Genomic DNA, 13,567 nt, shown 5'->3' with positions numbered 1-13,567 from the left:
TGGAATCATTCTATGCACATTCAACCTTGGACATGCATCACTTCAAGTTTCTACGCTTGACTCCAAGACCAGCAAGGTGAGCTGTCTCACTCGAGGCCTCGGCCGGGGTCCCACACTCGACACCACAGGAGAACTTCCCATGAAAAATCGCTTGACTCGCCGCTCGCTGCTCGCCCTCTCGGCCACTGGCGCGGTACTAGCGCTTTCCGCCTGCGGCGGCAACGTCGGCGGGGGCTCGGCCTCCGCCGAATTCCCCAGCGGCCCCATCACCCTGACCGTCGGCCAGGCGCCTGGCGGCTCCACCGACCTGATCGCGCGCGCCGCGGCGGACGGCATGGCGGATTCCCTGGGCGTGGCCCTGCCCGTGGTGAACAAGCCGGGCGCCAACGGCGCGCTGGCCACCGAAGAAGTGGCGGCCATGGCCCCGGACGGGCAGAACCTCGTGCTGCTCAACGCCTCGTTGATCACCATTACCCCGCTGGCGGTATCCGCGGACGAGGCGGTTTCGCTCGATGACCTCGATGTCCTCATGGGACTGAGCCAGGATGACTACGTCATGGTAGCCAGCACCAAGTCGGGGATGGAGAACTTCGATGACATCAAGAACAGCGGCAAGAAGCTGTCCTTCGGCACTACCGGCGTGGGCACCGGCTCGCAGCTGGCCCAGGAACTGATCCTGGCCCAGGCGGGCATCGAAGGCACCACAGTACCATTCGACTCGGGTTCCCCGGCACTGACCGCCGTCATGGGCGACCAGGTACAGGTCTCCACAGTGCAGCTGGGCGAAGCCAAGCCGCAGATCGACGCCGGCACCGTCACCCCGATCGTGGTCTTCTCCTCCGAGCGCAACGAGTTCCTTCCCGATGTGCCCACCGCCATCGAGGCAGGCTATGAAGTCCCGGTCTCCCAGTACCGCGCCATCGCAGCCCCGAAGGGCCTGAGCGATGACGCCAAGCAGAAGCTGGTGGCCTCCATCAAGGACGCGGTAGCCACGGACACCTACACCTCGTTCAACGAGAAGAACATGCTGACTCCGAACGAGATTTCCGGCGAGGAAGTCACCGCCGAATGGAATGAGCTGGCCGCGAAGTACAAGGAACTGACCGATGAGTACGACATCTCGCTGGCCGGCAAGTAGCCTCCCGGCAGCCAGCTGATCCGGAACACTTCAAGCACAGGACAACATCATGCAAGCCAAACACGTTGAACGCCCGCCGGTGCCCGCCGCGCCCCGCGCGGAATCCGGCCCGGTGCAGCCCGAGGACGATTCGTCGCCCGAGGCGCTGACCCCGGAGGAACTCGCCGCCCAGTGGGAAGCCGAGGCCCCGGAACCGGCCGGACCGGTGGCGAACCTTGCCTCCAGCCTGGTGGTGCTCGCGCTGGGCTGCGCCGGCATGGCGCTGTCCGTTGGCCTGGGGCTGGGCACCCCCGCGGCGCCCAGCGCCGGGATGTGGCCCTTCATTGTCACGCTGATTGCCGCCGTCATGGCCGTGGTGCAGCTCATCGTGGGCAGGCGCGGCGGGCAGGACGGGGAGAAGTTCAGTGCCATGAGCTGGTACACCGTCATTGGTTTCGCCACCCTGATCCTGATGGTGGTGCTCATGCCGCTGATCGGCTTCGAGATTCCCGCGCTGCTGCTGTGCTTCGTGTGGATGCGCTGGCTGGGCGGTGAGCGCTGGCGCTCTGCCGCCTTGTATTCGGTGCTGGTGGTCGTGGCCTTCTACGCCATCTTCATTGCCGCGCTCGGCACCACGATTCCCCGACTGTTCTAAGTCGCAATTAAAGGTTGACTCCCATGGACTTCTTCGGACCAGTCCTGGACGGCTTCGGCACCGTCCTGGACCCCACAAACCTCTTGTATTGCCTGCTCGGCGTTGTCATTGGCATGCTGATCGGCGTGCTGCCGGGCCTGGGCCCGGCGGCCACGATCGCGATCCTGCTGCCGTTGACCTACGGTGTCGAGCCGGTGACCGCCATCATCATGCTGGCCGGCATCTTCTACGGTGCCCAGTACGGCGGCACGATCACCTCGGTGCTGTTGCGCCTTCCCGGCGAGGCCAGCTCGGTGGTGACGGTCTTCGACGGCTATGTCATGGCCAAGCAGGGCCGGGCCGGCACCGCACTGGGCATTGCCGCCATCGGCTCGTTTATTGGCGGCACGATCGCCATTGTGGGCCTGACCTTCCTGGCTCCGCTGGTGGCCAGTTTCGCGCTGGACTTCGGCCCGCCGGAGTACACGGCGCTGGCGCTGCTGGGCATCTTGCTGGTGGCCACCATCTCCGGAGGCTCCAAGATCAAGGCGATCATCGCCGCGGCGTTGGGCCTGTTCCTGGCCACGGTGGGTCGCGATGGCTTCACCGGGGCCGAGCGCTTCACCTTCGGCAACCTGTCGCTGGCCGACGGGATCGACTTCGTGCCGATCGCCATGGGCCTGTTCGGCGTGGGCGAGATCCTCTACAACCTGGAGGAGCGGCACCGGGCCGTGTCCGCCCCGCTGAAGGTGGCCAACGTGTGGCCGCGGCGCCAGGACCTGAAGCAGGCCTCCGGGGCGATCGGCCGCGGGTCGGTGCTCGGCTTCTTCCTGGGCATCTTGCCTGGCGGCGGCGCGACGATCTCCTCGCTGGCCTCCTACGCGCTGGAGAAGAAGACCGCCAAGGACCCTACGCGCTTCGGCAAGGGGGCGATCGAGGGTGTCGCCGGACCGGAAACCGCGAACAATGCGGCGGCGACCAGCTCGTTCATCCCATTGCTGACTCTGGGCATTCCTGCGAATGCGACGATGGCGATCATCTTCGGGGCGTTACTGATCCAGGGGGTCACCCCCGGCCCGCAGCTGATCTCCAATGACCCGGAATTGTTCTGGGGCGTGGTGAACTCGATGTATATCGGCAACATCCTGCTGCTGATCATGTCGATCCCGCTGATCGGGGTATTCGTGCGGATCCTGCGCATCCGCGCCGCGATCCTGGCGCCGATCACCGCGTTGATTACCCTGCTGGGCGCGTACACCATCCGCAACTCCATGTTCGACGTGATGCTGGTGGTCATGTTCGGCGCCGTGGGCTACCTGATGAAGAAATTCGGTTTCGAGCCCGGCCCGCTGGTGCTGGCGTTCGTGCTGGGCAGCCTGCTGGAATCCAACCTGCGCCGATCCCTGCTGGTGCTGGAAGGCGACCCCTCGGGCTTCCTGTCCCGACCCATCTCCGCAACGCTGCTGGTGGTGTTCGTGTTCGTGGCCGTGTGGCCGATGATCAAGTCCGCCATCGATCAGCGCAAGAACCGCTTGGTGGCCGTGCAGGCCGTAAAGGAAAAGGAAAACGCATGAGCATCATCGTGGGATACGTCCCCACCCCAGTAGGGCAGGCCGCCGTCGACGCGGCCATCATCGAGGCGAAGCTGCGCGCCGAACCGTTGCTGATCGTGAACTCCTCGCGCGAGGGGTCGCTGGTGGACAAGCACACCGCTTCGCCCGAGGACCTGGAACGCGTACTGCTGGCTGCCGCCGCGGCGGGAGTCGAGGCTCGCATCGTGGAGTCCAGCTATCGTGATGACCTGACCGAGGAGTTCCTCGGGCTGGCCGAGAAGCACGAGGTGTCCTTGATCGTCATCGGGCTGCGCCAGCGCAGCCAGGTGGGCAAGTTCATCATGGGCTCGCACGCCCAGCGAATCCTGCTGCAGGCGCAGCATCCGGTGCTGGCCGTCAAGGCCGGCTGACCCGCTACCGCACCGCTGCCAAGGGCCGCGGAAGGCTTCAATGGAAGCCTTCCGCGGTCTTTGCGCGTCCACGGTCCGGTGGCTCCTCAATGGTTGCAGCGCTTCAACTATTGTGAGGCTCGTCACTCAATGAATGGTTCCCGGGGAGCGCCGAAACGCCGAGCCGAATGCGCTACCGGGCGCGGAGTGCCGGAATGTCGCGGGATCGCGGGGATGGCCGCCACCCGGGCACGCAACGCGATGCCGGCTGGGTATCAAAACATGCGGATCGAGTCTTGGACGGGAGCGATCCCGGCTTACTAACGTGACTACAGGCACATGGCGATATGCGGCTGCTCACGTAAACCCAAGACCTCGCCGCCACCCGCGATGCCGAGATTCCACCCTTTTCCAAAGTATTCCCCAGATCGGAGCCCCTTTATGCCCCTGCTTGTCGTAGCGCTGGCGGTAGTCGTGCTGCTGATCCTCATGATGAGGTTCAAGCTCAACGGATTCATCGCCCTGATCCTCGTCGCCACCCTCGTGGCCTTCTGGGCCGTCGCCACCGGATCGCTGAGCGTGGACGGCGAGCCCGCGGGCGTCGCTGACATCCCGGAGATCATCACCGAGGGCCTGGGCGGGCAGCTGGGAAGCACCGCCGTCGTCATCGGCCTGGGTGCCATGATTGGCCGCGTCATGGGCGACGCCGGGGCGGCGCAGCGCATTGCCCGCAAGATCCTCTCGGTCTTCGGCGAGCGTGGCGTGCAGTGGGCCATGATTATTTCCGCGATGCTGATCGGCGTGACCATGTTCTACGAGGTCGCGTTCGTGATCCTGGTGCCGGTCGCCTTCACCCTGGTGCGCGCCACCAAGGTCAACCTGCTGTGGGTGGGCCTGCCCATGTCCATTTCGCTGTCCACCATGCATTCCTTCTTGCCCCCGCACCCGGGTCCGACCGCAGTGGCCGGGCTGTACAACGCATCGGTCGGATTGACGCTGGCCTACGGCCTGCTCATCGCCATTCCGGCCGGTGTGGCCATTGCGATGGCCTGGCCGCGGCTGTCCTTCGTGCGGCAGATGAACCCGCAGATGCCCTCGGGGCTGCTCGCGGAAAAGGACTTCGCCGACGACGAGCTGCCCTCGGGCGCCTTGTCCTTCCTGGTGGCGCTGCTGCCCATCGTGCTGATTGCCGGTTCGGAAATCCTGCGCATGACCGTGACGCTGAGCGAGGAGGCCGACGATGTGCTCGCGCTGCTGGGCTCGGCGGAAATTGCGTTGCTGATCGCCCTGCTGGTGGCGATTGCCGCCTTCGGCCCGCTGAACAACCGTTCCATGGCGCAGGTCGCCAAGTCGATGAGCGAGGCCGCGCGGGCCATGGCCATGATCCTGCTGGTCATCGGTGCCGGCGGTGCCTTCAAGCAGGTGTTGGTTTCCGCCGGCATTGCCGACTACATTGCGGACACCACTGCGGGGTGGAATCTCAGCCCGCTGTTCCTGGCCTGGATCATTGCGGTGATCCTGCGCATCGCGCTGGGATCAGCTACGGTGGCGGTATCGACCGCCGCCGGCATCGCTGCACCGCTGGTCGCGGCCACCGGAGCGTCGCCTGAGCTGATGGTGCTGGCCACCGCCTGCGGCTCGATCGCCTTCAGCCACGTGAACGACCCGGGCTTCTGGATGTTCAAGGAGTATTTCAACCTCAATGTCGGGCAGGCGCTCGCGGTGCGCACCACCTACACCACGACGTTGGCGGTACTCGGGTTGCTCGGGGTCTTCGCACTGGACCTGGTGATCACCTAGGCCCGGTACGGAACTTTGAAGGAAAGACCTCTCGGCGACATGGAGCTGATGGCAGCTGCCACGGCCAGCCGGAGGTCTTTTCCGCGTCCCGGCCCTAAAGCGCGGGGCCGAGCCCCGCTTCGGATTGCAGCCGCAGCATGGAGTTGCCCAGATGCATGCGCATGGCCGCGGCCGCCATGTGCGGGTCGCCGGAGGCAATGGCATCACGCACGGCGCGGTGCTCTGCGGCCACCGAACCCAGCCGGTCGGCGGTGATCGTGTCGGCCGAATCCAGCCGGCCGCGCGGCATCGCGATCATGGAGGGACCGAAATTCTCCACAGCCTGGCCGAAGTAGGGATTGCCGGTAGCCCTGGCCACGGCCAGGTGGAACTCGAAATCGCAGGTCATGCTCACCGCCGCATTGCCCGCTGCTGCCTCGAAGCCCCGCAGGGCCTGGTCCATTGCGGACAAATCCTGCGCGGTGCGGGAGCGGGCCGCGACGGCGGCGGCCTCGGTCTCGAAACCCACCCGGTACTCGATCAACTGGCGGCGTTCCTCGACGGTACGCGGAACCAGTGCTTGAGCGGCAGGCTCGGCGGGCGGTGGAGGAGTCAAAGCGAAGCTGCCCGCGCCGCGCCGCGTGTAGACCAGCCCTTCGGCCTGCAGCCGGGTAATGGCCTCGCGGACCACGGTGCGCGATACCCCGTGCTCGGCGATCAGCTCGTTCTCGCTGGGCAGCTTCTGTCCCGGAGGAATGGCCCCGCCGCTGATCTGCGCGCGCAGGTGCCCGACCAAGGCCGATGCCAGATTGGGTTTGGCGTTGTGCATGCTTAAAGGATAAGCGCCGGAACCGCCTAGCAGGCGGTTCCGGCGCGAAGGTCCAGTCATGGGGACTCAGGCGGTGCCGAATTGCGCGGTTTCGGTGGTCCACGCGCGGGCCTGGTCGCTCAGGGTGAAGCCGAGCCCTGGCCTGTTCGGAACGATCATCCGGCCGTCCTTGGTTTCCAAGTGCTCATTGAACAGCGGGTCGAGCCAGTCGAAGTGCTCCACCCAAGGCTCGCGTGGGTACGCTGCTGCCAGATGCAAGTGGATTTCCATTGCGAAGTGCGGTGCCAGATCCAGCCCAGCCTGGTCAGCGAAAGTTGCCAGTCTCTGGAACTGGGTGATGCCACCAACCCGGGGAGCGTCAGGCTGGATGATGTCGCAGGCGCGTGCGGCAATCAGGCGTTCGTGCTCGGATACCGAAGCAAGCATCTCTCCTGTGGCTATTGGCGTATCCAGGGCAGCGGTCAGGGCCGCATGGCCTTCAGCATCGTAGGCATCCAGCGGTTCTTCGATCCAGACGAGGTTGAACTCCTCGAGCCTGCGCCCCATGCGCAATGCGGTAGCGCGGTCCCATTGCTGGTTGGCGTCGACCATGAGCGGGAAATCCGGGCCAATATGCTCGCGCACTGCGGCAACGCGGCGCAGGTCTTCGGCGCTGTCCGGCAGGCCGACCTTGATCTTGATGCCGCCGATCCCTTCCTCGATGGACTGGGTAGCCCGATCCTTGACCTCCTCGATGCTGGCGTTCAAGAAGCCGCCGGAAGTATTGTAGGTGCGCACCGAATCGCGGTGGGAGCCGAGGAACTTGGCTAGCGGAAGCCCCGCGCGCTTGGCTTTCATGTCGTAGAGCGCGATATCAAGTGCGGCCAACGCCTGGGTCGCCACACCAGAGCGGCCCACCGAAGCGCCGGCCCAGAGGAGCTTGGTGTACAACTTGGCGATGTCACTTGGATCTTCGCCAATCATCGCTTGTGCGACTTCCTTGGCATGGGCGTACTGTGCAGGACCGCCAGCCCGCTTGGAGTAGGAGAACCCGAAACCCTCATGGCCCTGTTCCGTGGTGATCTCCGCGAAGAGGAAGACCACCTCGGTCATTGGCTTCTGGCGACCGGTGAAAACTTTCGCATCGGAGATCGGTGTGGCCAGCGGCAACCGGGCCGTTGAAAGCTTGACGTGGCGGATGGCGTCGGGGGTATAGGTCATGGCGGGAATCTCCTGTTGGGATCACTGTGGGGGTAAGCTCATTTAATTACTTATTCTATAAGTAGGGAACTTATTACACAAGTGATTTTTCGAGTGTTTTCTTCGGTGGCCTGCTGCCCCTTTCTTCTCTGTGGTCGAATGCGCCCGGAGCTGCCGCTCGGGTGCTTGAAACCACGGCAGGTTCCCGTCTGGACGGCGGGGCTCCAGGCAATCGCGGGCTGTCCGCGATGCTTGAAGCGGCTATTGCCTTGCCGGATCATTTACCCTTTGCAAGGCGCAGTGGTCAAGACCAGATGCTTGAGGGCATGGTTTTCAAGAACGACTGGATCCGGAGTGAAACCGAGCCCGGCTTCCGTTGGCAGGCGGATCGTACCCTCGTTAGTGAGCTTCCCCTGATGCGGCGCATGCCAAGGGTGGAGCTGGGTTTCCCAACCGAGGAAGGGGATTTCCAATTCCGGACGGAGTGACCCGTTGGCAAGCTGGACTTCCTGGTCTGCGGCGATCAGCTGCGCGGTGGCCAGGAGGGCCGGACCGTAGTAGAAGCAGTGTGGCACCACATGGACATTAAGCCGTTGACCCGCCTCGCGAATTTTGAGCATGGCGCTGAGTCCGCCAATCTTTCCGACGCTAGGCTGGGCAAACTGCAGGGCGCCGAGTTCCATATCCGAGGTCAGCCCCTGGACCCCTGAATGGTTTTCTCCACCGGAGACGTTGCCGAAACGAGCATTGAGGGCGGCTAGTGATTGCGAATCATCTGGCGGGAAGATCGGTTCTTCGATCCACAGCAGCTCCAGGTCCGCCATGGCAGCAATCGACGACCCGGCTTCGGCTGGATGATGCCACTTGCAATTGACATCGACCATCAGCGGGTGGGAGCCCACGGCCTGCCGTGCGGCCTTGATGGCTGGAATCGAGGACTCATGGATTTTGAACGCCTTGAATCCGTGTTCCAAAGCCCTGGAAAGATGAAAAGCAACCTCCTGCGGATCCTCGGCATAGTGGACCAAAGACGCGTAGGCATTGATTTCATGGCGGGCATCGATATTGATGAATTCCCGCAGCGTCTGTCCTGCACGACGTGCCGCTATATCCCAAAGAGCGATGTCCACTGCGGATAGTGCGAAGTGAATGGGTCCGGTGCGCCCGAAGGCGTGGAATGCATATTCGGCCGAGGCAATGCTCCCGTCGAGGGCCGATGAACGCCCCAAGAAAAAGGGGGCCACGATCTGTTCAAGGGCAGCCCATGTCACGGGATTGGATTTGTGGCCGAAGGCTTCGCCCCAGCCGGTGAACCCATCCGCGGTTTGCACCTTCACCATTAATGATTCCATCTGGGTCAACGTGCGTGATGATGCATTGAAAGCATCGATTGATTCCGCATTGGAATCTTCCTGTCTTCGCCGCGCGGCATCAAAAGGCAGTGATATCCGATAGAGCTCTATTGACACGATAGTGTCACTTAAACCGTCTTTGGCCTGCGACATTTTACTGATCTCCTATTTTCATATGGACGCATCCAGCGACTGTTCGCACCGTGTGATGGCGTCCAGCGGTGGCTCCGAGGCGATTCCCCAAACCTATCTCGCCAGTGTGGTTGACCTCACGTTGGTGTTTAGTTTAGCGTTGAGGAATAGAGATTGGAAAGCGCATTCCTGAAGTCGATTTCGAATCATCTTCACCAAGCGCTTCTAGCAAGGAGTCACTCATGTCGGTCCCGATTCGTAAGGGCTGCCTTCGCGTTTCGTCGAAAGGAGGTAGTGGTCAATGAGCGCCATTGCCGAACTGCAGAACCTCAGCAAGAACAATGGCCGCAAAGTCCCTCCCAAGGACAACAAGGCAGCGCATATCTTCCTCATTCCGTGGACGATCGGGTTATTCCTTATCACCCTGGGGCCCATGGCCATGTCGCTGTATCTTGCGTTTACGGACTACAACCTTTTGCAGGCTCCGTCCTTTTCAGGGTTTGAGAACATTGAACGGATGCTCGACGACCAGCGGCTGCATAATTCATTGCGGGTCACGTTCACCTACGTTTTGATCGGTGTTCCGTTGCAGCTGGCAGTGGCCCTCGCCGTAGCAATCTTGCTTGACCGGGGAATGCGCGGGCTCTCTTTTTACCGCTCAATTTTCTACCTGCCTTCCATGCTGGGTTCCTCAGTTGCAATCGCAGTGCTGTGGAAGCAGATTTTCGGGACCACCGGCCTGGTGAATCAGCTCTTGGAATTGGTCGGTATCCAAGGCATTGGATGGATCTCCGATCCAAACACGTCACTTGGAAGCCTGATCTTGCTCAACGTGTGGACCTTCGGCTCACCGATGGTGATCTTCCTTGCAGGTCTGCGTCAAGTTCCCATGATGTATTACGAAGCAGCCTCCATTGATGGGGCGAGCAAATGGCGGCAGTTCCTGAGTATCACGTTGCCGATGATTAGCCCCATTATTTTCTTCAACCTGGTCCTGCAGATCATTGGGGCCTTCCAGAACTTCACTCAAGCTTTCATCGTGTCCAATGGATCGGGCGGTCCTGCCGATTCCACCATGTTCTTCACGCTCTACCTGTACCAGCAAGGATTCAAACAGTTCGATATGGGTTATGCCTCAGCCATGGCATGGCTCCTGGTGCTCATAGTTGGTGCATTTACCGCTGTGAACTTCTTCGTTTCTAAGTATTGGGTGTTTTACGATGACTAATCAAACTTCACTTCCAGATTCGCAAGTACGCGGTGGGTCACCGCAAGAACTCGTGCTTGATGAGGAAGAACTTCTCGGAAAAAAGCCGCCGGTTGGCGGTACTGATGAACGAGGCAAGACCGTTAAAGATAAGAGCCCGAAGTTCAAGGTTTCAATGCGCTCATTGCTAAAGCACGCGCTGCTGATCCTGGGTGCCGGAGTCATGATCTATCCATTGCTGTGGATGGTAGCTAGCTCCTTCCGCCCGAACGACCTGATCTTCCGTGAGGCCGGTTTGGTTATTTCCCAGGTGGACTGGAATAACTACCCCAGCGGTTGGAACGCGCTGTCTGAACCTTTCAGCAAGTACTTGATGAACTCTGCAATTTTGGTTTTGGGATGCATCCTTGGCAACTTGGTGTCCTGCTCCATGGCGGCATACGCATTTGCCAGGCTTGACTTCAAGTTCAAGAAGATTATGTTCGCGCTGATGCTGATGACCATCATGCTGCCGATCCACGTGATTATCGTTCCGCAGTACATCATGTTTTCTCAGATCGGCTGGGTCAATACCTTCTGGCCAATCATCGTTCCGAAACTGCTTGCCACGGATGGGTTCTTCATCTTCCTGATGATCCAATTCATCCGAGGAATCCCTAAGGATATGGATGAAGCAGCCCGAATCGATGGCGCCGGCCATCCACGGATCTTCCTGCAGATCATCCTGCCGCTTATGGTTCCAGCCTTGGCAACTACGGCAATCTTCACGTTCATCTGGACCTGGAGCGACTTCTTTACCTCACTGATCTACCTCACCAACCCGAGTAATTACACCGTGCAAGTTGCGCTCAACGCATTCATAGACTCCACCGGAGAATCCAACTGGGGCGCACTGTTCGCAATGTCGATCGTCACGTTGGTCCCTGTATTCCTTGCCTTCCTCTTCGGGCAGAAATACCTGGTCAAGGGCATCGCAACTACTGGTATCAAATAGCAGGAATATGCCACTGGCCTAGGACAACAGCGCTAGGCCAGTGGCCTCGACCGATACCAGACACAAACGCCAGAAACTTATCGTAGGAGAAACCGCATGGGAAGCTCATCACGCACCAGCTACGTACTGATCGGCACAGGGAACCGATGCGAAATGTACCTGACTGCTATCTTCGGTGAACATAGCGACGTCGCTGAACTTGTCGCATTGGCAGATACAAACCAGGGGCGAATCGAGTACTACCAAGACGTAGTCGAACAGACCTTCGGCGAGAAGGTCGGGTCCTTTGACCCGCAAGACTTGGCCAAAGTCATTCGAGAACGCCACATTGACCGGGTAATCATCACGAGCCCGGACTACACGCATGCTGAGCTGATCTGCACCGCTCTGTATGCCGGCGCCGACGTGATAGTTGAGAAACCACTAACAATTGATGCGCCGAGCACCGCTCGTATAGCTCGGGCGGTGGAAGAAAGCGGCCATGAAATCGTGGTCACGTTTAACTACCGTTATTCTCCTCGGAATACAGCCCTGAAGAAGGCCATCGACGATGGGAAAATCGGCCAAGTCACATCCGTGGACTTCAACTGGATGCTGGATACCGTTCACGGAGCAGACTACTTTCGCCGATGGCATCGACTCAAGGAAAACTCTGGCGGCTTGCTAATCCATAAGTCCAGCCATCATTTCGATCTGGTCAATTGGTGGCTCGACGATTCACCGCAGAAGGTCTTTGCAACAGGAGGGCTGAAGTTCTACGGGCCCGACAACGCAGAGTTCAGGGGCCGCCAAGCCAACGAACGCGGTACCCACGGGCTAAGCGATAAGGATCCGTTTGATTTGGATCTTCGCAGCGATGAGCGGTTGGAAAAGCTCTATCTAGAGAACGAACACTTTGATGGGTACCGCCGAGACCAGGGAGTCTTCAATGGCGAGATCACCATCGAAGACAATTTGAGCCTGACTGCTGAGTATCAAAACGGACCGGTGCTTTCATATTCCCTGAACGCGCACAGCCCATGGGAAGGATACCGGGTTGCGGTGAACGGGACGGAAGGACGCCTGGAACTGGACGTTGTCGAACGGGCAGCAGTACTGCCCGCGGCCGGCGGGCATCCGGTGGATCCTTCATATAGCAATGATGGCCAGAGCGGCAATGCCAGGTCGAAAGGCGAGAGATTGCTTTTGCAGCGGCATTGGGAAGAAGCAGTGGAGATCCAGATCGAAAACTCGAATGGATCGCATGGTGGCGGCGACAAGCTACTGCTCGAAGAGCTCTTCCGCGGAGCCAACGAGGATGGATATGCGCGGCAAGCCGGATTCATCGACGGTGTGCGCGCCATTGCTGTCGGGATTTGCGGAAATCAATCGCTGGAAACCAGGCAGCTCGTGGACGTCGGGAGTGCTGGCCTGGGCGTGGACATTTCGTTTCAACCGAAGGTCAAGGTGTAAACGGAGCCATGGGTGAAAAAGTCGTCATCACCGGGGGAGCAGGGCGTTTAGGCCGTGCCGTGCTCGCGGGGTTCTCCCACGCAGGGCATGAAGTGATCTCTCTTGACAGGCAGATTCCGCAAGAACCTCTCGATGGCGTGGAGTATCACTGCATCGATCTGATGGATGCGAAGGCTACGCATGCGCTATTCGAGCAGCTTGCTCCGCAAGCGGTGGTGTCCCTCGCGGCAATGGCTGTTCCTTTCATGGCCCCGGAAGAGGTGCTTCTGCACACGAACGCGACCATTGCCCATAACGTCACCTCGGCGGCAGTGGAGGCCGGTGCTACCAGGGTCGTGCTGGCCTCCAGCCCATCAATAATGGGCTATGGTTCTCCGGGCGGATGGGTGCCGGAGAAGCTGCCTCTTGATGAAAACGAAGTTCCCAAGCCATGGCATGCTTATGGGCTTTCCAAATTCGTAGCCGAGCAGATTGCCGCCATGTTCGCAGCGAAAATGGGACCGGCAAGTTCGGTGAAGTTCGCTTCCTTCAGGCCCTGCTATGTGATCGCAGAGGAAGAGTGGGCCGGCGCTCCAACGCAGCAGGGACACACTGTTGCTGAGCGCCTACAAGATCCTCGCTTGTCAGCGCCTGCGCTATTCAATTACGTTGATGCGCGGGACGTGGCAGATTTCCTGCTGGTACTGCTTGAACGGTTTGACCGCGTAGAGAATGGCTCGGTGTTCTTCGTTGGTGCAAAGGATGCCATGGCAACGCGTCCGCTCGCAGAGCTGATCCCAGAGATTTATCCGGAGCTCGAGGACGTCGCAGCGGGACTCACCACGGATAGCCCTGCCTTCAGTATCCAGAAAGCGCGAGATGTCCTTGGCTGGGAACCGAAACGCAGCTGGCGCTCGGAATTGAACGCCACCGTATAAAAGGCATCGGTACATAAAATTATTGGCTGGGAA

12 protein-coding genes are annotated in these 13,567 nt (G+C 60.5%); 9 read left to right on the top strand and 3 right to left on the bottom strand.

What is annotated here, in order from left to right; translation table 11 throughout:
• Positions 1-139 precede the first annotated feature (139 nt).
• From ACWICV_RS08325 to ACWICV_RS08305, 5 genes are all read left to right on the top strand, one after another.
• Positions 140-1,138 carry a Bug family tripartite tricarboxylate transporter substrate binding protein gene (locus ACWICV_RS08325; RefSeq protein WP_105661987.1) on the top strand — a complete coding sequence of 333 codons (999 nt, stop codon included), beginning with the start codon at positions 140-142 and terminating at the stop codon, positions 1,136-1,138.
• A 49-nt stretch (positions 1,139-1,187) separates the two neighbouring features.
• Complete coding sequence (locus ACWICV_RS08320) at positions 1,188-1,772, top strand: tripartite tricarboxylate transporter TctB family protein (protein ID WP_105656284.1); 585 nt, start codon at positions 1,188-1,190, stop codon at positions 1,770-1,772.
• A 23-nt stretch (positions 1,773-1,795) separates the two neighbouring features.
• Positions 1,796-3,325, top strand: a complete 1,530-nt coding sequence (locus ACWICV_RS08315; protein WP_105656285.1) for a tripartite tricarboxylate transporter permease — start codon at positions 1,796-1,798, stop codon at positions 3,323-3,325.
• Positions 3,322-3,714 carry a universal stress protein gene (locus ACWICV_RS08310; protein WP_105656286.1) on the top strand — a complete coding sequence of 131 codons (393 nt, stop codon included), beginning with the start codon at positions 3,322-3,324 and terminating at the stop codon, positions 3,712-3,714. Before ACWICV_RS08315 ends, ACWICV_RS08310 begins: the two co-directional genes overlap by 4 nt.
• 420 nt (positions 3,715-4,134) lie before the next feature.
• Positions 4,135-5,493, top strand: a complete 1,359-nt coding sequence (locus tag ACWICV_RS08305) for a GntT/GntP/DsdX family permease (RefSeq protein WP_105656287.1) — start codon at positions 4,135-4,137, stop codon at positions 5,491-5,493.
• A gap of 94 nt (positions 5,494-5,587) precedes the next feature.
• Here the strand turns inward: ACWICV_RS08305 and ACWICV_RS08300 are convergent, their stop codons facing one another.
• From ACWICV_RS08300 to ACWICV_RS08290, 3 genes are all read right to left on the bottom strand, one after another.
• Positions 5,588-6,301, bottom strand: coding sequence for a FadR/GntR family transcriptional regulator (locus ACWICV_RS08300; RefSeq protein WP_454090473.1), 714 nt, complete (start codon positions 6,299-6,301; stop codon positions 5,588-5,590).
• A 66-nt stretch (positions 6,302-6,367) separates the two neighbouring features.
• Positions 6,368-7,501, bottom strand: a complete 1,134-nt coding sequence (locus tag ACWICV_RS08295; protein ID WP_105656289.1) for an L-talarate/galactarate dehydratase — start codon at positions 7,499-7,501, stop codon at positions 6,368-6,370.
• A 260-nt stretch (positions 7,502-7,761) separates the two neighbouring features.
• Complete coding sequence (locus ACWICV_RS08290) at positions 7,762-8,985, bottom strand: mandelate racemase/muconate lactonizing enzyme family protein (protein ID WP_454090474.1); 1,224 nt, start codon at positions 8,983-8,985, stop codon at positions 7,762-7,764.
• Between the two features lie 280 nt (positions 8,986-9,265).
• Between ACWICV_RS08290 and ACWICV_RS08285 the strand changes: the two genes are divergently transcribed.
• The 4 genes from ACWICV_RS08285 (at position 9,266) to ACWICV_RS08270 (ending at position 13,534) form a co-directional block, all read left to right on the top strand.
• Positions 9,266-10,192 (top strand): carbohydrate ABC transporter permease, encoded by a 927-nt coding sequence (locus ACWICV_RS08285; RefSeq protein WP_105656291.1) that lies wholly within the window; start codon positions 9,266-9,268, stop codon positions 10,190-10,192.
• Positions 10,185-11,165 carry a carbohydrate ABC transporter permease gene (locus ACWICV_RS08280; protein ID WP_454090475.1) on the top strand — a complete coding sequence of 327 codons (981 nt, stop codon included), beginning with the start codon at positions 10,185-10,187 and terminating at the stop codon, positions 11,163-11,165. The genes ACWICV_RS08285 and ACWICV_RS08280 overlap by 8 nt, the downstream gene beginning before the upstream one ends.
• Positions 11,166-11,261: 96 nt before the next feature.
• Entirely contained in the window at positions 11,262-12,617 is a 1,356-nt protein-coding gene (locus ACWICV_RS08275) for a Gfo/Idh/MocA family protein (protein ID WP_105656292.1), read from the top strand.
• A gap of 8 nt (positions 12,618-12,625) precedes the next feature.
• Positions 12,626-13,534 carry an NAD-dependent epimerase/dehydratase family protein gene (locus tag ACWICV_RS08270; protein WP_454090476.1) on the top strand — a complete coding sequence of 303 codons (909 nt, stop codon included), beginning with the start codon at positions 12,626-12,628 and terminating at the stop codon, positions 13,532-13,534.
• Positions 13,535-13,567: the final 33 nt, after the last annotated feature.

It is taken from the genome of Glutamicibacter sp. NPDC055354 (genome assembly GCF_053644955.1).
The sequence above is the reverse complement of the archived record's forward strand: the minus strand, read 5'-3'. Positions and strand labels throughout refer to the sequence as shown.